Consider the following 20,115-nt stretch of genomic DNA (forward strand, 5'->3'; position numbering starts at 1 on the left):
TAATCCTCGCTCCTCGTGTTTGTGCAGCATCTACCGCACAGATGTTTGTCGGGATAAAAGTTGAGCACATTACGCAGCCATAATTTTGCGTTGAATCAGTCGCCCTGTAAAGCGCGAGCCCAGATTGATCACCAACAAAATGATAATCAGCAGGGCCGCCGATCCAGCGGAGACGGCATTGGCAACATCCTGTGGAACAGTGCCAGATGTTTGCAAGTAGAAAATGTGGATAGTCAGATTATCGGTACTGATCATGGGATTGAGCGTATAGACGTTGGCACCATTGGAGGCTCCCATCGTGAAGATGATCGCCGCCGCTTCCGCAATGATTTTTCCTGCGGACAGGACAATCCCTGTGATGATTCCTGGCACTGCCGAAGGGAGCACCACTGTTCGGATCATATGCCACTTGGTCGAGCCAAGCGCCAGACCACCTTCGCGCTGCTCTCGTGCCACGGTTGTCAGAGCATCCTCAAAGAGACGCAGAGCAATCGGGAAGTTGAGACAGAGCAACGTCAGCACACCAGATAGACGACTCAGACCAAAGCCAAGCACCGTCGAAAAGACCAGATATCCGAATAAGCCCAGCACCAGCGATGGCACACCGGCAAGCGTTTCAGCCGCAAAGTGGATCACTGTCACGAAAGGACCCTGAGGAGCATATTCAACCAGATAAATAGCAGCCGCCAGGGTGATCGGTATCAGAATGATCTCAGTGAAAATCAGTATATAGAGGGTGTTAAAAATCTGCTGCCCAACGGTGCCAGTCCCATTACTACCATAAAAGTCTGGATTGAGCAGATAAGGGACGCCATTGATCAACAAGTAGATTAGGATCAGCAAAAACACCAGGGCACCAATTAATGTTCCCAGAGCCAGTACACCACTGGCGATATTATTTTTGAGATGTAAGCCACGCACCAGACGCTCTAAAGATTTGAGCTGTTCATCATCATGCTGAGCCGGGGTCGCGGACATCTGTGGTTGGGCACTCATTTGTACACACTCCTACTGGCAATATAGCGGCTCACGCAGATGAACAAGAAAGAGATTATCAGGAGTACAAAACCCAGCATGAAATATCCCGCACGTTCAGTACCGGAAGACTCACTGAAGTAGAGCAAAATGGCATTGGTGATATTGATGTTTGGCTGAAAAAATGCTCCAAGCGAAAAGAGGTTGCTAGGTAGATGAGTATCACCTTGCAGGACCAATCCTACAGCCAGAGCCTCACCAATCGCACGGGCCATACCCAGCACAACCGCTGTCGACAGTCCCGCCGCCGCTGCTGGAAGGACAGCATCCTTCATCATCTGCCAACGGGTTGAGCCAAGCGCCAGACTGGCCTCGCGTACGCTATTTGGCACTGCATTGAGGGCATCAATCGATACACTTACTACGGTCGGCAAGACCATGATGACCAGCACCAGAATCGCAGCGCCCCAACCAACACCCGCGTTAGCTGCCGAAGGTGCCACTGGAGCAGCAATATTCTTTATAAAGGGCACCAGCACGACCAGTCCCAGAAAGCCGATCACGACCGATGGCATCCCTGTAAAAATTTCTAAGATGGGACGCAAGACAGCATTCACCCATGCAGGAGCTATCTCAGTCAGAAAGAGTGCCATCGCAAAGGCAAAGGGAGTCACAATCACAATAGCAAGCAGCGTCGTGACAACCGATCCCAGTATAAAACCAAGCGCACCAAAGCTAGGAGAAGTCGCCTGCGGATCCCAATTCGTACTTGTAAAGAAATCTTTCGCAGCGGGATCCTGGAACATCTTCAAGCCATTGAAACCCAGAAAGATAAAAACACCAAAGATAATCACAACCACCAGGACAGCACAGACCAAGAAGATTATATGTGCAACCTGATCAATCCAGCGTCCTCGCCGAGACCTCGTACTGAGATTCTCTTCTTGGAGCTCCATATTCACACTATTAGCCGCCACAATCACTCCTCCTTGCCTGAACTCTCAAGACAGCTTATCAATTTGCTCTCGTACGCTATCCCCGGAACTGTTCATGCATGTTCCGGGGATAGCTCTGCTCTATAGATACCAGGAATAACGTTTCCTGATCAGGAGGCAGGAGTCTTGGCAGAGATGGCTGATGCATCTACCGCGCTGAGGTCAATGAAACCATTCGACGAGCGCAAGGTCGCGGCACTTGGTCCTTTGATGTAGTCAATGAATGACTTCGCCAGGCCGGTGGCAGCACCTTTTGTGTACATGTGCTCAATATTCCAGAACTTGTACGCATCCGTTTTCACGGCGTCGGCGGTAGGACCCTTTCCATCAATATTAACTGTAGTTAATTTGTTCTCCGTCGCAAAATGGATGGTATCATAAGCGATCGCACCCGTTTTACCCTGTACAGCGGTGGCTACAGCACCTGAAGTCGACGCTGTCGTGTGACTGGCACCGGAGACCGTTTCGGTTGTGCCCAGAACATATTTCTCAAAAGTGTTACGTGTACCAGAACCTGAAGCTCGGCTAATCACTGAGATCGCAAGGTCAGGGCCACCAACCTGTTTCCAGTTTGTGACTTTACCTGAGTAAATATCTTTCAACTGTGCAGATGTTAAATTAGTGACGCCAGTCACATCTTTATTGATAATGACGGCGAAGATAACTACAGCAACCTGATTATCTGTCAAGCCAGGATATTTTGTCTTATCCGCAAAGCCATCAGAATTACCAACATTCAAGCTACCAGAATTCACGCCTGTCAGGCCAGCTCCACTACCTGTCAATTGGGTCGTGATATTCGCTCCAGAACATGCAGCTTGATAAGCCTTCGCAGCTGCTTGCACTAACGGACCCAGTGCAGTCGAACCACCAGTATTCAATGTACCTGAAACACAGTTGAGTCCGCTTGTGTTCGTAGTAGGAACAGGGGTCGAATTACTCGCGTCAGTACCACCAGTACTCGCCCCACAAGCAGCAATAAGAACGCTCAGCATTGCCAATGAAATCAGTATAAATGCAATGCGCCACTTCTTTAACATGGATACTCCTAATTCTCTTCCAGTGAGTCACAAAATTCTGTACACAATGAAATAATTATCGATGCGAAGATTTCTAGAGCTATTCACACTCTTTCGAGAGCTTCTTCATCTTTATTTGTCGCAATCGTAAGATATCATTGTTGAATTAACTATGCTTTATGGATATGTTAAGGGAGGGTTAAAGTTCTCCACCATATGATTATGATGAATCACCAAAATACAGCATATGTAAGCTAAAAACACTCTGGAAGCCAATTAACAACAAAAAACCCTACTATTGACCTGTTTAATAGTAGGGTTTAAGAAGATCATTTTTAGCTACTCACATCTACACATTTGCACTATCAAAGCCGTCGATATTACACTGATAGACAAAACGATCTCATGTGTTGACGGAGTACTTGTTCGGATACACTTAGCTTACGGTTTCATCTGAGGATTGTGCTAATTGGTCTTTGACAGCCTTCTTCTGGCGTTTGGCTTCGCCGCCCAGCTTGCCAATGCGACTATAGAAGTCCGGGGATTGGCGTGATTTGGTGGTATTTCCGCCCTTCTTTCCCATGGCGGAGAAATGTTTCGCACCATACTTATCCACATTCGCCTGTCCACCTTTTTGAGCAATCTCGCGATAATAATCGCTGCCACGCTTCTCTTTAAGAGTCAAGCCTCCTTTTTTGCCGATACGACGATAGTAGTCTTCTCCATATCGATCACGTACCGTACTGCCACCCTTGCGACCAGCCTCTGAATTTGTCATCGGTACGGGCTTTACTTCATCTTCAGACAACATACCACTAACCCCTTTCCCGGATTCCGCCAGGTACTTTACTCTGTAGGCGCGTGCTTCTTATCAACAACGCATCTATCCACCACACTGAATACATCTACATACGCTAAAATAACGCGCAGACAAAAATGCTGCTCAGATGTCAGCAAGTCTGTATATAGATTATACTGAAGGATTTCTTCTTTTGTCAATAACCCCTGAATTGAATGTTCTATTGTACTACTACAGCCATGATACAAACAAGTCGATAATCATGAATGTTACACAATAATCGAATATCATCATCAGATAGTGTTATCTACATTGAAGCATAAAGAAGTATCTTAAAAGAGAGGAGATCAGATCACTTTGTCAAGCGCTGATTCCTCTCCCGTTTACATGTATGTAGCTGATGCGTGGCTTATTGATTCTCGTTTGAGGTCTTATTATCGCGCGGAGGCTTGCGCTGACTGGCATTGCGTGTACGACGTGGCTTTGAGACTTGATCAAAGCCCAGATCGCCAGTGCGCCGAATATGAGGTCTTTTGACGTCCTTTACTTCTTCGGACATATATCCCGGATACTTTTGAGCTGTACGCAGATGCTGTCGCAACACTTTCATCTCATTAAATTCAATCGAGAGGCGCCGATAAAGTCCTTCCCAGATCGCCAGAACTTTGACGCGATCGTGATCCGAGATGATTTCCAGGCTTTTTTGTCCCATTCTGGCTCGTCGCTCTGGATCAGAGAGTAACTGATCCATTTCGGCAGCCAGCTCGTCACTGGCTCCAGGAGCAAATAGGAGGCCGTTCTCTTCGTGGTGCACCAGTTCTGGCAGTGCATATGAGTTGGCGGCGATGACGGGCAGACCACAGGCCATAGCTTCCATTGTGGCAAGGCTCTGAAGATCAGCCTCGGAGGGAATAACAAAGAGTGCCGCTGATCGTCTCAGTTCCAGCAGATCCTCATCGCGTACGAAGCCCAGGAAGCTGACACGATCGCCGATACGCAGCTCCTCGACCTGAGCTCGGAGCTCGGCCTCAGCTGGTCCCGAACTGACAAGGGCAATATGGGCATCTGTCTTCATTTGAGCGACCGCATCGAGCAAGATATTCACGCGCTTCTCTTCGCTCAGGCGATTCACATGGAGTACGAGAGGACGATCCTCCGGTAAACCAAACTGGCGTAAAATTTGCGGGTTATGTGCGCCGACGCTATATTTTTGTAGATCAATACCATTTGAGATGGCGGCGGCGGGAGCGCGCAGTCCATGTTCATACAGGAGATTTAATGCGGTCGCAGTTGGAGCGGTCACATACTCGCACCGATTACAAAAGTTCACGAGATAAGAATAGGTAATGGAGCTAAATGGCTTCCCAAACACAGGATCAGCAATCAAGGAGCGGCTCATGTTAATTGGCAGATAGTGGTTGGTGGCAATGACCGGTTTGCGCAAGCCGCCCGCCAACAGTTGAGCAATATTCCCGAGCACGATTGGGGAGTGAATATGAATAATATCGGGATCGCTACGCTTAATCAGATTGCGTACAGGGACAAAAGGTAAAAATGGGATACGTAATTCTTTATAAGTCGGCCACTCAAAGGATGAGAAACGATAGACGCGTACTTTCTGTTCCATACGGCGAATATCGCGTGCGCCATAGCTAGGAGCCACAACCCACACCTGATGCCCCCGATTGGCAAAGTCCACCGCCAGGCCATGAGTTACAGAGGGGACCCCCCCCACCATCGGAGGATACTGGTCTGTCACGATCATAATACGCATATCTACCACTCACTTCCCACAGGGATTTCTGCAGTGTAACAGGACAGAGAAACGGATGACCTATCACGTCATCCGTATCGACGTATCCTGCTACATTGAGCTTATTCAGCAGCGCTTTCAGTGGCCGCAGAAGTTCCTTCAGTCGTCTCGGTGGTTCCCTCAGCAGCAGTTGTCTCAGGGATTTCAACGCGTGGAGCAGAGATCTTCACGATCGGTTCATCACCATCGGTGATCAGAGTATAACGCGCTGGCAAATTGACATCCTTGGCATGAAGGGTCGAATCAATTTCGGTCAATACTGAAATATCGACATCCAGACTCTCAACGATATCTGAAGCCGCAGCATCAACCACGATTGCTTCCATCAAGTGCAGCAGAACGCCACCCTCAATTTTCACGCCCGGTGCTTCACCCACAAAATTCAACCCCACTTTAAACTCAAGGTGCTCACGCACATTGATACGTGAGAAGTCCACGTGAATGATTTTTCCCGTGACCGGATTACGCTGGATATGACGTACCAGCACATTCTCAGCGGCCGAGCCAGGCATTTTCAGCGAAATGATGTTACTCAACCCATGTTGACGTCTCACATGATCAAAAGCAAGCGCCTCAACCTGAATCGGTGTAGAATCTTTCTTATGCCCATAAATGTTTGCAGGGACAAGACCCTCACGACGCAAACGTTTCGTCGATTTGCCTAAAACCGTACGTGGAGCTACTTCTAATACAGTTTTTTCTGCCATAACTAACTTCCTCCTCTTTCCGAAAGAACAACCTATGCTAGTGAGATAGATGCAACGCTTCTATCATTATACCGATAGATAGGAGGCGGCATCCACTCATACAACGGATAAAATTTACTGCTTATTTCTTCTTACGTGAAAGAAGGTCATCAACGCTTCAAAATCCTTAGTATTCAGGACATCTTCAGCGCGTAACCATCCTTTGCGTGCAACCCCTATACCATATCGCATATCCTCTATTCCCGCAAGCGCATGGGCGTCTGGATCGATCGGAATCAGAATACCTTTATCGCGCGCTTTACGTACATAGCGCCAATCCAGATCTAAACGTGAGGGATGGGCATTAATCTCGATACACGTTCCATGCTGAGCGGCTGCATCGATCACGCGCTCAACATCGATCTCATAACCGGGACGCCCCAGCAAGATGCGGCCGGTGGAATGTCCAATAATATCGACATAAGGATTGGCGATGGCACGGAGCATCCGTTGCGTCTGCTCCTCCAGCGAGAGGGTAAAATTGCTGTGGATAGATGCAACGACAAAATCCAGACTGGCCAGTGTCTCATCATCAAAGTCGAGAGAACCATCGCGCAAAATATCGCATTCGGTCCCTTTCAAGATATGGAAACGGCCAGCGAACTCCTCATTGAGAGCATCAACCTCTTCGCCCTGGCGCTTCAGCGCCTCAGCATTCAATCCTCCGGCATAAGAGGCCGCCTTACTGTGATCGGTCAGCCCAAGATACTGATAGCCTCGCGCCATACACGCCTCAGCCATCTCACGAATAGTATTCTGTCCATCGCTCCAGGTCGAATGAGCGTGCAGGACGCCACGCAGATCACTTTCCTCTACCAGTTTGGGTAGAGCGTGACGAGCGGCGGCCTCAATCTCACCAGTATCTTCTCGCAACTCAGGTTCAATATAATCCATTTTGAGAGCCGCATACATATCAGCCTCGGTCTGACAGGGGATCAGCACCTCATGGCCATCCTCAATCTTAAACAGCCCATAGTCATTGATCGTCATGTTCATACTCTGTGCCCGGCGGCGCAGGGGAATATGATGCTCACGCGAGCCAGAAAAATGATGCAATGTATAAGGAAATTGACTATCACCAACCACACGCAGATCCATCGCGATCCCACTATTCAGCACCACGCTCGACTTCGTCTCGCCCTGGCCTGTGATCGCCTTCACGGATGGTTGACTGGTAAAGAACTCCATAATCCCTCGTCGCACAGAGCTATCCGCCTGATCATCGATGCTCAACACCATATCGATATCTTTGACGGTTTCACGACGACGACGCAGGCTTCCTGCGACCTGCAAGCGCACCACAGCTGGAAGCGAAGCCAGAGCTGTACGCATCCGTTCGGCCTCCACTTCAGCCACATCATAGAGGAAGCGATCCGCATGTTGACTGAGAAAATTCAGCCCTTGCAAGATCTTATCCTGAGTCTTCTTGCCAAAACCAGGCAGATGAGCCACACGATCATCCTTACATGCCTGCTCCAGTTCCGCGAGGCTGGTCACATTGAGCTGTTGATAAATCGCGTTGATACGCTTGGGACCCAGGCCGGCAATACGGCGCATCTCAAGCTTGACCGGTGGAGTCTCGGCCACCAACTCATCGTAAAAAGCAATATGCTCGGTGGTCACCGCCTCCTCAATACGCTTGATAATCGTTGGACCCAGACCAGGAGTCCCTTTCAGTTTGCCATCGCGGACCAACTGTCCAATATCGCCATCGAGCGAGCCCAACGCGCGAGCTGCGTTCTCATATGCACGCAGTTCAAAGGTATTGCTCCCCTCTTTTAAAGCCAGCAGGACCGCAATCTCTTCTAGCAGATTAACAACTTGATTTTTATCCATGAAAACCTCTTCTATTTCCTTAGATTCGGAAAAGAAACGTACTATCTCGCACATCTCTCATACGCGTGAACGCAACGTAATCACGAAATGGCGCTTCCGAATGCATCTGGGTAGCAGGTTATAAACGCATATCGAAAAACTCAGGCGCACCGGTCTCAACTTCAAAAGGATGGCGTCCCTTGAGATCCCTTGTCAGATATTTCTTGCAATCGAAATGAGCTAACAGCCAGCAATAGATATCTTTTTGAGCAAAAATAGCGTCCCATGGCTGCTCCTCACCCATATCAAGCACCTGATTACAGACAAAACAGCGAGCCATACCAGCCGCAACAGCACGTTCAAACCACGTCAGCACAAACTCATGCATATCATCGAGATTCATCATATCCAGTGACTCCTCTGGATAGCCAAACAGGACCGGATCAGGACATTCACGAAAATCCTCGCTGGCCCGGCTGAGCGCCAATACAGGAGCGCGTACGGAAATTTTTATCTCATCATCCACAGGATCATCGGCCGACGAAATCACATCAGTCAAAAGCAGCCCCTCGCGGGCAAACCAGGCTAAAAGTTCGTTTCGCATCTCTATACTATATGACAATTGACATACGCATACCAATAAAGAAACAAAAGCCACTCCCCAGAACGATCAACAGCGTGCCCAGACACCTCCTATCAGCACAGCTGACGCAGCACAATAAAAATCCTTTCCAGCGCTCCTTCCATCGATAGTAGATAATGTATAAATGTAACATGACAACAACCATTATCGACCTTACTCTAGCAAAGGCTTCATACTATGCAAACATTGCCGCAAAATAGCGAACATACAACTGACGAACGTCAACCCAGCAACCGGCGACTCTTCCTGATCTGGACCAACATTGGTCTGCAATCATTTGGAGGCGGAGCCACGACCATCCTCCTGATCCAGCGCGAATTCACGGAGAAGCGTCACTGGCTTACGATGGAAGATTTTACTCATCTTTGGAGCCTGTGCTTATTAGCTCCTGGGATTAACTTGATCGCTATAACTATTCTGATTGGCAAGAAGTTAGGCGGTATTGGCGGGATATTTTGCTCTTTAGCTGGTTTACTCTTCCCCAGCGCCTTGATCACCTGCTTGATCGCCGCTGGCTTTCAAAGAATTGAACACGTCCGGGCCGTTCAAGCCGTCCTCCAGGGAGTCGTACCGGCAACGGCTGGAGTCATGCTGCTTGTCGGCTTCAACTTCGCCTATCCACAGCTTAAAAACGCGTACAAAGAGAGCACAGCCAATCTCCTCCTGAGCATACTACTCATCGCCCTCTGCACCGTAGCGATCCTCTTACAGATCCCGGTTGTCATCGCACTAAGTGGCACAGCACTCTTAGGAGTAATCTGCTTTACCCGTCCCATCATAAAAAAGAAAGCGGCAGAGCGTTAAGATGATCAATCCACTCATTTATTTCTTTATTTTTCTCAAAGCGACGGTTTTTTCATCTGGCGGCTTTAGCAACCTTCCTAGCCTGCATCAAGATCTACTGGCGAGCAAATGGGCCAGCGAAGCCGACTTCGCGGAATCGCTGGCAATAGGTCAGATCAGCCCCGGCCCCAATGGACTGTGGGTGATTGCTTTAGGGTATTTAAGCTATGGCTTTCCAGGAGCCTTTTTAACCCTGATTGCCATTACTATCCCACCATTCTTTGTACTGGTCATCGCCTCGGCCTACACACGTCTGGAGCATCAGCGCTGGATAGCAGGACTGATGCGAGGGATCACCCTGGCCGTCGTGGGAACTTTCCTGACAGTGTTCTGGACCATCCGCAGCAGTTCCGTAGGCGATTGGCGTAGCTGGTTGATCTGTGCCGTCGCCTTTGCGCTCGTCCTCAGCAAGCGTATTAATATTCTGCTTATTCTGGTACTGGCGGGCATCGCCGGTTATTTTATTTATCGTTAAGCACAGGCATATTTTATTTATGCTTACGAACAAAAAAAGAGGCACACATAGAAATCTTACTCGCACGCGTAATGTGTTTGCATCTATCCGACAATTTGAATCGTATAAGATCTAGATAAATGTTAAGTTAGGCGTGTAGTGAAAATTTATAATAGATCTTACTACCTTAAAGGCATTTATCGGGATTATCGAAGATTTTATAGATTCCAGGCATTAGAGGAGAAATAACATGGCAGCATTAGTAATGGGAGCAGCTTTTAGCCCAACAGGTCTGATTATTTGGCTGATTATTGGCTTGATCGCTGGCTTCATTGCAAGCCGCATCATGAGCGGCGGTGGCTTTGGACTCGTCGGAGACCTGATTGCTGGTCTGGTCGGAGCATTCATCGGCGGCTTGATCGTCAATCTGGTTGCACCAGATGCTAACTTTGGCTTAATCGGAAGCATCATTGTATCCATCATCGGAGCTTGTATTGTCATCGCCATCGTGCGTGCAGTAGCTCCTGGATCACGCGGTCGCTTGTAAATCAAGCACCAATGGAATAATTTCCATTTCATAAAGAGGGCCTGTTGAAGCTAGATGCTGACAGGCCCTCTTTATTGTGTCTCGTATGCCAGCCATGAAAGTTGGATCAGCTCTCACGGCGCTTCTCCAGCCACTTCTGGATACTCGCCTCTTTTCCCTGCTTACCGGGTTCATAAAAGCGTCGTCCCTGCAAGCGTTCTGGCAGATACTCCTGCACCTTGACCGCCGGAGGCCGCTCAGGATCAATCAGATCCATATCCTTATAATAGTCATGAGCATATTTATAATCCTTGCCATAGCCAAGATTTTTCATCAGGTGGGTGGGAGCATTACGAATCCACAACGGCACGGGATCAACATTTCCGCCTGCAATTTCGGCCCGAATCTGATTATACGCATTGTACACTGCGTTGCTTTTGGGAGCTGTAGCCAGATAGACAATCGCTTCCGCGAGGATCACACCCGCCTCCGGCATGCCCACAAAATGGACTCCCTGCTGCGCCGCCACGCAGATGGTCAAAGCCTGTGGATCAGCCAGACCGATATCCTCAGACGCCATTCGCACAACCCGCCGAGCCACATATAAGGGATCTTCGCCAGCTTCAAGCATACGAACCAGCCAATAGAGGCTTCCATCAGGATCTGAGCCACGGACCGCTTTATGTAAAGCTGAGATCATATCGTAATGTTGATCGCCACCTTTATCGTATTGCAAAGCGCGATGTTGCATAGCATCTTCAATCATCGCAGTTGTCAGACGCACAGGTTCCCCCGATGTTGCTGATCCACCCGCACCCAGAACCGCCAACTCCAGGACATTCAAAGCTGTACGCGCATCACCGTTGGCGAAAATAGCAATCTGTCCCAACACATCATCTGCGACCACCACATTCCAGCGACCCAGACCGCGCTCTTTATCCTGCAAAGCGCGATGCAAGATCGCCAGCAACTGAGCATCATCGAGCGCATTCAGCACAAAGACACGCGCCCGCGACAGCAAAGCAGAGTTGACTTCAAAGCTAGGATTCTCGGTAGTCGCTCCGATTAAAGTCACCACTCCACGCTCAACATACGGCAGAACAGCATCCTGCTGCGACTTGTTAAAGCGATGAATTTCGTCGATAAACAAAATCGTGCGCTGCTTTGAGAACTGGCGCAGCTTACCAGCCTCATCAACAACTCGACGCAGATCGGCAACGCCAGCCGAGACCGCACTCAACGTCACAAAGCGGGCGTGCGTATAGCGAGCCACCGACTCCGCCAGAGTCGTCTTGCCGCTCCCGGGAGGTCCCCAAAAGATCATCGACGAAACACGATCCGACTCAATCAGGCGGCGCAGCAGTTTATCTGGTCCCAGGAGATGCTCCTGCCCAATAATATCGTCCATCGAGCGCGGACGCATCCTGGAAGCGAGAGGCTCACCGACAGGAGCAGTAAATCTCTCAGAGTCTGATGCGCTGACAGGCGCTGGAGAGATCTGTTTCATTGCTGTATTTTTCTCATGAGGCGTCTCGTCAGACCCAAATAGGGGCGATTGTTTCATCTCAAAAACTCCAGAGGTAACGTCGGCTTACGTGGCGAATAGTCCTCTTCAGTATATCAAAGCATATCAAGTAGAAACAACGCGGCCCCCTGCAACACTTATCCGTTTATACATTTACTAAGAAGATACCACACAAAATCACAATAATCCCCAACCACTGACTGCGATACAGACGCTCACGCAAGAAAATCCAGGCCAGAATAATCGTCACAACACTATAAAGAGACGAGAACATAGTTACCAACGAGACCTCTCCTTGCAACATCCCGGTGGTATACCCAATATACGCCAATGTATCGAAAAAGCCGAGAGCGATTAACGTCCACCACAGCCCGTGCGGCGGAACCTTTAATGATTGCTTCGTCAGCGGAGCCAGCAGAAGAAGTATGCATGGCGTCATAATGCGGATCAGCCAGACAGGAGTAATATTCCCCAGTCCTGGCGTAACAAAAAAACCGAGTAACCAGAAGTTAGCACCATAACCAAGCGCAGCAATCAAAGCCATGATAATCCCTTGCAAAGAGCCATCATGCCACCTCAACATCTGCTTCAACGAGCCCGCAGTACGACTCTCAGGGATTGAGCAGATAAACACTCCCAGCAAAACAAGAGCAATGGCCAGATTTTGCATGGCCGTCAAGACTTCTCCACTCAGGAAGGCCAGAATAACTGTTACGATGGCATAGCTGGATGCAATTGGCGAGACAAGACTTAAAACGCCTACTTCAAAGGCCCGATAGAGCGCCAGTGAGCTACCTATATTCAATAACACCGCAAGCAGAGCCCATAACCATATCAACAAATTGTTATGTACAAATATATGAGAAAACGTTCCATTTGCCCATAAATAAATGCTCAGACCAACAATCCCAGAAAATTGTTGATAGCAGAGTGCTCGATAGCTTCCAATACGTTGACTTACTGAACGTGCAAAAAAATCGCCTAATCCCCAGAAAACAGCAGCCGTCAGACCAAAAAATATTCCCATAGAGAGTATTATACAACGCTTCAGCTTATTAAATGACTTCAAAGAAAAGCTAATATATTATTCTTTCTGATTCCTTACATATATTAGCAAGTTCAATCTCATAACCCTGATCAGTGGGAACCTGCCAGTAGTGCAAACGCCATCCAGCTCCTCCTTTTTGAAGCATAAGACGCCACGCCCTGGCATGATCGCTATCACGAACAAGCTGTGGGCTATCCGCGGCTTCACTCTGCCGATAGGGATGCAATTTATATCCCGAGATATCTTTTGCTCTGTCAGCAACCACATTCGAGGCAGCACGAATAATGCTCTGCAATATAACCCCATTTGTGTCTAATTCTCGTTCATTTACGGATTTAATAAAACGAGGTCCTAATCGCAGTATACTCATACTAAAATCGACAGTGGGCTGATCCATTCTGTACTGTTTCTCAATCATATGGATAATTGCATATTCACCTTTAGCCCATACATCAATGATATTCGTAAGAGGTTGCAAATCATCCGGAGTAATAAGCAGAGGAATTATTTGAGTAATTTTATTATCAGATGAGCGTGGGAAATCAGGAAGAAGGTCTAGAACAACGACAGAAATTTCTATCTCTTTTGAGTCATCCTCCATCACAAGGGTTGCAAGATACAAATTCTTCCCAAATGGATGCTCGATATATTTGCATGCGCAAAGATTGGCAAGCAGTAGAGACAAACCCTCATGTAAATATGCAGGTGACCGCATAATAAATTGTTCTGGTTCTATAAGAATAGATTTCTCAGCCATTTCTACAGCGTATTCTAACGTATTTAAATGATCTTCAATATCAAGACCATTTCTAAAATAGTCATTGACATTTCTAGCAATTTGGCTGACATTAATATCCAGATGATATCTCTGCTTGAGTTGACTTAGATGTAAAAAGCTAGGGAATTGTCCATTAGCTTCTAAAAGTTGCGATGCTTGTTGATAATGTAACCAAACAAAGGGAGCTGTAAGTGCCTCTTTTAACCAGGATTCCAACGTATCCAACCACTTTTCCACCTCTTCTCTCGTTGCCTGCTCGGAAGGAAGCTGGATAATAGCAGGATCAATTATAACGCTCGTCATTTTTTCCGCTTTTCACTTTCTTCTTCAACCCTTCTGCGGTAATCCTATCTTCTTGTAACATAGTTTCATCAAAAAAGCCATCCGGCCAATTAAGAATATTGCCTTTTGCCGAAATTTCTATTGGATTAAATTTAGAGGCACCTTGTTCATCTTGTTCTACAAAATAAATCAAACAATTACTGGCTTCCTGCCCCTCTGCTTGTACTATATGATAGCGTAACTGACTGACAAGATTTTCACTATGTGTTTCAATGAGACACTGTTTACCACACTGAGCTAAACCCATAAAAAAATCACCAAGACGAGCCTGTACACGCGGATGCAAATGTAATTCTGGTTGCTCGACAAGCAGAAGTGTATTGTTAGGAGCAAGCAATCCCATCACCAGAATAGGTAGGAGTTGACTGACCCCGACACCAATTGCAGTAAGTGGAAGAGGCTTATGACCTTCTATATGCACGACCTGCCAACTAACTCCACTTTGACCTGCTTCTTGAATCTTCACCTCATTTGCTACTCCTAAATACTGCACCCAGGTATCCAAAGCAACTTTTAAAGTATTGCGTTCTATTTTCTTTTCGAGAGGATTAAACCATTCAGTAGGTGCCATTTGGTTAGCATCGTAGACAGCTGCTGCATACTCCCCTTTAGCACCAACATCGTCTAACTCACTACTGGGAGCAAACCTTTGGGCCGCTTGTGGATCAGCACGCAATGGGCCTAAGTAACGTATTCGGCTGGTAAAAAACCTTGTAATCTGTCCTACAGCTGCTTCAAGCATCTCAACATAAATATTATTCGTTATTGATTCTATTGCTTCATTTCCCTTTTCACCTCCGGTATCTATTTGAGATGACCCTTCTAAAATACCTTGTCTTATAATCCTAAACATTTCTTTATTATATACTTCTTTTTGCTTTATTTTTATTATGCTATACCAGGCAATCAAATCAGCAAAAGTCTCACCAGAAAATCCTTCGCTAATTTTCTTATTTTCACAAAAAATGGATAATGCTTCTTTTATGCCATTTGGAAGCAATCCATCATGCTCGGACTGATCAAAGAACTCTTTAAGCGAGTTAGTATACTCAACAGGATCTAACAAAGCCCTTCTTACTAGCCCTACTAAGCGCTGCTTGCGACGCTCCTCAATAATATATTTCCCAAACAGGCGTGTAGGAAGAAAATGAGAAAGGGTTATTAATGACGAACCTGGTAAGCGATCAAAAGGTTCTGCCATTTTTGATATAAATTCGCCTAAATAATTTGGCTCTTGGAGAGGATAAGGCACAAATCTTAAATACTCGGGCAAAACCCCTTTGAGAAATTGATCGAGTTCTTCCGGTGTTAGAACGTGAACGTCCATATCAAATTTAAATGGAGTTCCGACTTCACGTTCTTGCTCAAGGAACAATCTTTGTTGGGTGTAAGAAGATAATGCGGTGACTACTTCTAATAAAACACGCTCAACATTGACCTTTGATGCTTCAATAGCAGATGCACTGGTACCATCGCTACTAGCGCTCCGAAACTTAGAGCTTAACTTCACAGACTTAATACCTTTACTTGATGCTGCTATAACCCTACGTTCTTCTAGCCTTGATTTAGAACTTGCTGATATCTTGGCATTCTCTTTTTCTATTTCCAACTCAAAGCCAACCTCGAGCGTTCGTAAGGATGTTTGCTCACTCAATATATCTTCAAAGGTGCCTAGCTGGACAGTCGGACCATTTGGAAGTAGCGCTCTATCTAATATACGATTGCTCAGAGTCTGTGAGATCATCAATATTGACTGAATAAGACTGCTTTTACCAGAACTATTGCGGCCAGCCAGTACGGTAACAGGAGCCAACTTTAAATCACCAGAATCAAGAATAGGCTTGAAGTTTTTTATCTGCCAGCTTTTCAGCATTATCGCGTCCTTTATTTTTGTGTCCCATATGCAAAAAAGAATGTTGGAGGCTCTCTTAAGCTTACACCAAATTTTAGATGGATATCATTAGTGTACGTACCACAACTAGCTGTATCATAAATTTTGCTCTTTTAAAATTATAACACCAACATCTTTTGCTCCCAAACCCAATCCACATTAAAATCTTATGAAGAACGAGATCGTCATAGACACTAGTACAATTGATGGATAAAAGCCTCGATACATGCTTTCTTATTAATGTATGTGAGATAATCCTAAGGGCCAAGTATAGGAATCGCATTATCTATTTTTACTCGTGACAAAGAGGATCTAAACGTATGAAACATAAAATCTGGCTTTTAGCGGGCGTAATCCTGACGGCAGGCATCGTAAATTATAAAATAAGGTATAATGACTGGCAGCGTTCCCAGGCTGCGTATTTAAAAGAGGGAAGCAAGCTTATTTCTACAGAGGCTGGCACAGTGGAGTATAGTATAAATGGATTAGGCCCCGCAGTGCTGATCTCCCATGGTTCTCCTGGGGGCTATGACATGGGACTTGCCTTCTCTGATCTATTGAACAGCCCAAATTTCACCTATCTAGCTCCATCGCGCCCCGGTTATCTGCGCACACCACTTGAGACTGGTCGATCACCTGAGGAGCAAGCGGACATGTATGTGGCTCTCTTGGATGCATTAGGGATCGAGCAAGCATCAATTATCGGCATCTCTGGTGGAGGACCATCCGCGCTTCAATTCGCCTTGCGGCATCCTGATCGCTGCCGTAGCCTTGTCTCGATCAGCGGAATCACACAATATTATTCAGAACAAGCCAGCTGGCAAGCCCTACCATTCCTTCAAAGAATTATCAAACAGACCATCAACAAACTATCATCCTCTGACCTGGTACTATACACTATCCTTTTATTAACGCGACTACGGCCCAAGGATCCTCTGACAGCCGCACTGGTGCGCACAGCCACCCTCTATGCTCAGCGCAAGCGCGGCTATGATAATGACATGGAACAATTTTTGAAAATCAGTCGTTATCCGCTACAGAATATCAGCGTGCCCACATTCATCGTCCACGGCATCAACGATGACGAAGTCTTCTTCGCAGATGCCAAATTACTCGCCAGTGAAGCACCGCAAGCTAAACTCCTGGCCGTGCCAGACGCAAAACACATGGCGTTCTATACCCATGCCAGTATTGTTATGCCCGCCCTGCGCGATTTTTTGCTTCAGACAATAGAGCGCCAGGAAACGACCAAATAAAATATTCTCACAGAACTCTTTTACAGCGAACTTACAGGATCGATATCGATATCCCAGTCGGGAGCTTCGAGCACGCGTAAGAGCCGATGCAGATCTGGGCCACGCACAATCAACTGCCAACGATACTTATTGCGTATCCGCTCCATCAAGGCAGGTGCTGGCCCAACGATATCAGTATCAGCCAATCCCAGACGCTCAATCCAAACCTTCAAACGATCGCACAGCAGCAAAGCCTCGTTCTGACAGCGCTGGCGATTCTCATGACTATAGGTAAATTTAACGAAGCGCCGAAATGGTGGATACTGATAGCGCTGCCGTGATGCGATTTCCAGCTCATAAAATGTGTGATAGTCATGGTGCGATGCTGTCTCAATGCAAAAATGTTGTGGATTAAAGGTCTGGATAATCACATGGCCAGCTTCACGACCACGTCCAGCGCGGCCAGCTACCTGGGTCAGAAGCGTAAAAGCACGCTCGGTTGTTGAATAATCGGGCAAGCCGAGAGCGATATCTGCCGAGACAACCCCAACCAGCGTCACGCCCGGCAGATCGAGTCCCTTGGCGATCATCTGCGTCCCGATCATGATATCAGCTTCGCGATTGGCAAAACGATCAAAGAGTTGCTCATGCGCTCGACGATTACGGGCGGTATCGCGATCCCAGCGCAGTAAGCGGGCATCGGGAAACAGACGCTGAATCGTCTCCTGAATCTTTTCAGTGCCCAGACCAAAATAGCGGATGCCCGAACTCTTGCATTGAGGACAAAACTGCAAGACTTTGCTCTGCTGAGCACAGTAATGACAGAGCAGGATACGCTCGGTTGAATGATAGGTCATGGGAATATCGCAGCGATCGCACATGACAGTATAGCCACAGTCGCGGCACAGGACACAACTGGCCGCACCGCGACGATTGAGGAAGAGGATCGCCTGCTGCTTACGTTCCAGGACATTCGTCAATTCTTCTTGCAAGCGGCGGCTAATAATGCTCGTGTTTCCAGCATGGAGTTCGTTGCGCAGATCAACAACCTCAACGGGAGGCAGTACCGCATTGATACGTCCGGTCAGTTCAACCAGCCGATAATATCCTTGATTGGCCAGATAAAACGACTCAACCGAAGGAGTAGCGCTTCCCAGAACGACAGGAATATTTACAATCGAGCCAAGCGTCAGAGCGGCTTCGCGTGCGTGATACGTTGGACGACGTTCAGCCTGTTTATAAGCAGGCTCATGCTCTTCGTCAATGATGATGATGCCTGGATTGGGTAGTGGAGCAAAGAGTGCGGAGCGCGAACCAATCACCACATCGACCTCACCGGAGCGAATGCGCCTCCACTCATCGTAGCGCTCGCCCATCGTCAACTCGCTATGGACAATCGCCACGCGATCGGGAAAGCGGCCAGCTACGCGCAAGACCGCCTGAGTCGTCAAAGCGATCTCCGGCACCAACATAATCCCCTGCTTGCCCTGTGCAATAATAGCCGCCAGCGCTTGTAGATACACCTCTGTCTTACCACTACCGGTAACTCCGTGCAACAGGATAGGTCGCAGATCAGACTCCGAACCCACAATACAATCCAGGGCATATTGTTGTGCGGAGGTGAGCACCAGAGGAGTCGTCGCAAAGGCCAGATGGCGTCCAGCCAGAGGATCACGACGGATCTCGGTCTCCTCAATCAGCAGGATATGCTCTCGCACCAACTGCTGGAGCTGCGCCTGCGTCATACCGCTCGCCTTGCAGAGAGCGTTGGGAGACCAGTACGTCTGAGCATCGGCATTATGCACCAGGAGATCCACGGCTGCCAGTTGATGTTGAGCACGTAAACTCTCCTTATCGTGCTTGCTCAGAGTCAACGTCGCCGTAGCGCTAACAGCTTCAGGTAAAGCCCACGGATCAACAATCATCTTGCGATCCTTTTTACCGCGCCCTTTAGGCAACATGACATGATCAGGGATGACTGAAACAGGAGTTGGCAGCGCGTTACGTAAGGCGACAGCTTCAGTGCGTGCCCGCCACTCATCCAGAGCATCGCCACGAGCAGCCAGACGTACAATCCGTTTATTGCTGGCCTTAGCCTTGGGAGCATCAAGTTGCGAGGTCTGCAAAAAGAGTTCATTTTCACGGGCCTCTTTCAATACAGCTTTGGCACGAGTTGGCCCCAGGAGCTCTTTTACGCGCTCGACATCGATCGTGCCTTCGGATAATAACAATCCGATCAGCGCACGTAGTTGCAACGATCCGCCTTGCAGAGCGGCATCCAGCGCCGCGCTCTCGCGATCTGCCAGACGCAACACGGCACGTGAGCGTTGCATCAGGCCAGGAGGAAGCATCATCTGAGCCACATAGGCCAGAGGCGTTACATAATAGTCAGCGATCCACTGAGCCAGCGCCATCTGATACGATTGAAGCGCCGGCTCGACATCCAGAATAGTGCTGACGGGACGTAACTCTTCGTCAGGTTCAAGTGCCACCCACTCATCCAGACTGATAGACCAGACAATCCCCTCAACGAGCCGCTCCCCATAGGGGATAGCAACCAATTGACCCGCACGTATAGTAGCCGTCAGTTCAGCAGGAACCACATAGGTGAGCAATGAACGCTCACCTAACCAACTGGCAGCCGACGTTAGAATATCCGCAAGCATAG

Annotated in this window: 17 protein-coding genes; 4 read left to right on the plus strand and 13 right to left on the minus strand. The window is 47.9% G+C overall.

Annotated elements, in window-relative coordinates; all coding sequences use genetic code 11:
• Positions 1–69: 69 nt before the first annotated feature.
• From pstA to AC27N8_RS20885, 8 genes are all read right to left on the minus strand, one after another.
• Positions 70–996 (minus strand): phosphate ABC transporter permease PstA, encoded by a 927-nt coding sequence (pstA, locus tag AC27N8_RS20850; RefSeq protein ID WP_487069330.1) that lies wholly within the window; start codon positions 994–996, stop codon positions 70–72.
• Positions 993–1,952, minus strand: coding sequence for a phosphate ABC transporter permease subunit PstC (gene pstC / locus AC27N8_RS20855; RefSeq protein WP_487069331.1), 960 nt, complete (start codon positions 1,950–1,952; stop codon positions 993–995). Before pstC ends, pstA begins: the two co-directional genes overlap by 4 nt.
• A gap of 128 nt (positions 1,953–2,080) precedes the next feature.
• Positions 2,081–3,010, minus strand: coding sequence for a substrate-binding domain-containing protein (locus AC27N8_RS20860; RefSeq protein WP_487069332.1), 930 nt, complete (start codon positions 3,008–3,010; stop codon positions 2,081–2,083).
• Positions 3,011–3,425: 415 nt separating this feature from the next.
• Complete coding sequence (locus AC27N8_RS20865; RefSeq protein WP_487069333.1) at positions 3,426–3,800, minus strand: hypothetical protein; 375 nt, start codon at positions 3,798–3,800, stop codon at positions 3,426–3,428.
• Between the two features lie 397 nt (positions 3,801–4,197).
• The gene (locus tag AC27N8_RS20870; RefSeq protein ID WP_487069334.1) at positions 4,198–5,562 is read right to left on the minus strand and encodes a glycosyltransferase; all 1,365 of its coding nucleotides are present in this window, start codon (positions 5,560–5,562) and stop codon (positions 4,198–4,200) included.
• Between the two features lie 101 nt (positions 5,563–5,663).
• Positions 5,664–6,308 carry a 50S ribosomal protein L25 gene (locus tag AC27N8_RS20875; RefSeq protein WP_487069335.1) on the minus strand — a complete coding sequence of 215 codons (645 nt, stop codon included), beginning with the start codon at positions 6,306–6,308 and terminating at the stop codon, positions 5,664–5,666.
• Positions 6,309–6,422: 114 nt separating this feature from the next.
• Positions 6,423–8,183, minus strand: a complete 1,761-nt coding sequence (gene polX / locus AC27N8_RS20880; RefSeq protein ID WP_487069336.1) for a DNA polymerase/3'-5' exonuclease PolX — start codon at positions 8,181–8,183, stop codon at positions 6,423–6,425.
• A gap of 118 nt (positions 8,184–8,301) precedes the next feature.
• Positions 8,302–8,766: a hypothetical protein gene (locus AC27N8_RS20885; RefSeq protein WP_487069337.1), complete on the minus strand. Its 465-nt coding sequence runs from the start codon at positions 8,764–8,766 to the stop codon at positions 8,302–8,304.
• A gap of 216 nt (positions 8,767–8,982) precedes the next feature.
• Between AC27N8_RS20885 and AC27N8_RS20890 the strand changes: the two genes are divergently transcribed.
• The 3 genes from AC27N8_RS20890 (at position 8,983) to AC27N8_RS20900 (ending at position 10,649) form a co-directional block, all read left to right on the plus strand.
• Positions 8,983–9,609 carry a chromate transporter gene (locus AC27N8_RS20890; protein WP_487069338.1) on the plus strand — a complete coding sequence of 209 codons (627 nt, stop codon included), beginning with the start codon at positions 8,983–8,985 and terminating at the stop codon, positions 9,607–9,609.
• A 1-nt stretch (position 9,610) separates the two neighbouring features.
• Positions 9,611–10,123: a chromate transporter gene (locus AC27N8_RS20895; RefSeq protein WP_487069339.1), complete on the plus strand. Its 513-nt coding sequence runs from the start codon at positions 9,611–9,613 to the stop codon at positions 10,121–10,123.
• Between the two features lie 229 nt (positions 10,124–10,352).
• Entirely contained in the window at positions 10,353–10,649 is a 297-nt protein-coding gene (locus AC27N8_RS20900; RefSeq protein WP_487069340.1) for a GlsB/YeaQ/YmgE family stress response membrane protein, read from the plus strand.
• A 106-nt stretch (positions 10,650–10,755) separates the two neighbouring features.
• Here the strand turns inward: AC27N8_RS20900 and AC27N8_RS20905 are convergent, their stop codons facing one another.
• The 4 genes from AC27N8_RS20905 to AC27N8_RS20920 all read right to left on the minus strand — a co-directional run bounded on the left by AC27N8_RS20905 (position 10,756) and on the right by AC27N8_RS20920 (position 16,194).
• Positions 10,756–12,192 (minus strand): replication-associated recombination protein A, encoded by a 1,437-nt coding sequence (locus tag AC27N8_RS20905; RefSeq protein ID WP_487069341.1) that lies wholly within the window; start codon positions 12,190–12,192, stop codon positions 10,756–10,758.
• A gap of 106 nt (positions 12,193–12,298) precedes the next feature.
• Positions 12,299–13,180 (minus strand): DMT family transporter, encoded by an 882-nt coding sequence (locus tag AC27N8_RS20910; protein ID WP_487069342.1) that lies wholly within the window; start codon positions 13,178–13,180, stop codon positions 12,299–12,301.
• Positions 13,181–13,229: 49 nt separating this feature from the next.
• Positions 13,230–14,282, minus strand: a complete 1,053-nt coding sequence (locus AC27N8_RS20915) for a hypothetical protein (RefSeq protein WP_487069343.1) — start codon at positions 14,280–14,282, stop codon at positions 13,230–13,232.
• The gene (locus AC27N8_RS20920; protein WP_487069344.1) at positions 14,263–16,194 is read right to left on the minus strand and encodes an AAA family ATPase; all 1,932 of its coding nucleotides are present in this window, start codon (positions 16,192–16,194) and stop codon (positions 14,263–14,265) included. Before AC27N8_RS20920 ends, AC27N8_RS20915 begins: the two co-directional genes overlap by 20 nt.
• 338 nt (positions 16,195–16,532) lie before the next feature.
• On the opposite strand from AC27N8_RS20920, the gene AC27N8_RS20925 reads away from it, so the two are divergent.
• Positions 16,533–17,468 carry an alpha/beta fold hydrolase gene (locus AC27N8_RS20925; protein ID WP_487069345.1) on the plus strand — a complete coding sequence of 312 codons (936 nt, stop codon included), beginning with the start codon at positions 16,533–16,535 and terminating at the stop codon, positions 17,466–17,468.
• Positions 17,469–17,488: 20 nt separating this feature from the next.
• Here the strand turns inward: AC27N8_RS20925 and priA are convergent, their stop codons facing one another.
• Complete coding sequence (gene priA, locus AC27N8_RS20930; protein WP_487069346.1) at positions 17,489–20,113, minus strand: replication restart helicase PriA; 2,625 nt, start codon at positions 20,111–20,113, stop codon at positions 17,489–17,491.
• Positions 20,114–20,115 lie beyond the last annotated feature (2 nt).

Source organism: Dictyobacter sp. Z7_2, assembly GCF_057551105.1.

Coding starts and splice junctions, on each gene's coding strand:
- AC27N8_RS20915 (WP_487069343.1), bottom strand. CDS start 14,282: ATGACGAGCGTTATAATTGATCCTGCTATTATCCAGCTTCCTTCCGAG.
- AC27N8_RS20920 (WP_487069344.1), bottom strand. CDS start 16,194: ATGCTGAAAAGCTGGCAGATAAAAAACTTCAAGCCTATTCTTGATTCT.
- AC27N8_RS20905 (WP_487069341.1), bottom strand. CDS start 12,192: ATGAAACAATCGCCCCTATTTGGGTCTGACGAGACGCCTCATGAGAAA.
- AC27N8_RS20900 (WP_487069340.1), top strand. CDS start 10,353: ATGGCAGCATTAGTAATGGGAGCAGCTTTTAGCCCAACAGGTCTGATT.
- pstA (WP_487069330.1), bottom strand. CDS start 996: ATGAGTGCCCAACCACAGATGTCCGCGACCCCGGCTCAGCATGATGAT.
- polX (WP_487069336.1), bottom strand. CDS start 8,183: ATGGATAAAAATCAAGTTGTTAATCTGCTAGAAGAGATTGCGGTCCTG.
- AC27N8_RS20895 (WP_487069339.1), top strand. CDS start 9,611: ATGATCAATCCACTCATTTATTTCTTTATTTTTCTCAAAGCGACGGTT.
- AC27N8_RS20860 (WP_487069332.1), bottom strand. CDS start 3,010: ATGTTAAAGAAGTGGCGCATTGCATTTATACTGATTTCATTGGCAATG.
- AC27N8_RS20910 (WP_487069342.1), bottom strand. CDS start 13,180: ATGGGAATATTTTTTGGTCTGACGGCTGCTGTTTTCTGGGGATTAGGC.
- AC27N8_RS20925 (WP_487069345.1), top strand. CDS start 16,533: ATGAAACATAAAATCTGGCTTTTAGCGGGCGTAATCCTGACGGCAGGC.
- AC27N8_RS20865 (WP_487069333.1), bottom strand. CDS start 3,800: ATGTTGTCTGAAGATGAAGTAAAGCCCGTACCGATGACAAATTCAGAG.
- AC27N8_RS20890 (WP_487069338.1), top strand. CDS start 8,983: ATGCAAACATTGCCGCAAAATAGCGAACATACAACTGACGAACGTCAA.
- AC27N8_RS20875 (WP_487069335.1), bottom strand. CDS start 6,308: ATGGCAGAAAAAACTGTATTAGAAGTAGCTCCACGTACGGTTTTAGGC.
- priA (WP_487069346.1), bottom strand. CDS start 20,113: ATGCTTGCGGATATTCTAACGTCGGCTGCCAGTTGGTTAGGTGAGCGT.
- AC27N8_RS20885 (WP_487069337.1), bottom strand. CDS start 8,766: ATGCGAAACGAACTTTTAGCCTGGTTTGCCCGCGAGGGGCTGCTTTTG.
- AC27N8_RS20870 (WP_487069334.1), bottom strand. CDS start 5,562: ATGCGTATTATGATCGTGACAGACCAGTATCCTCCGATGGTGGGGGGG.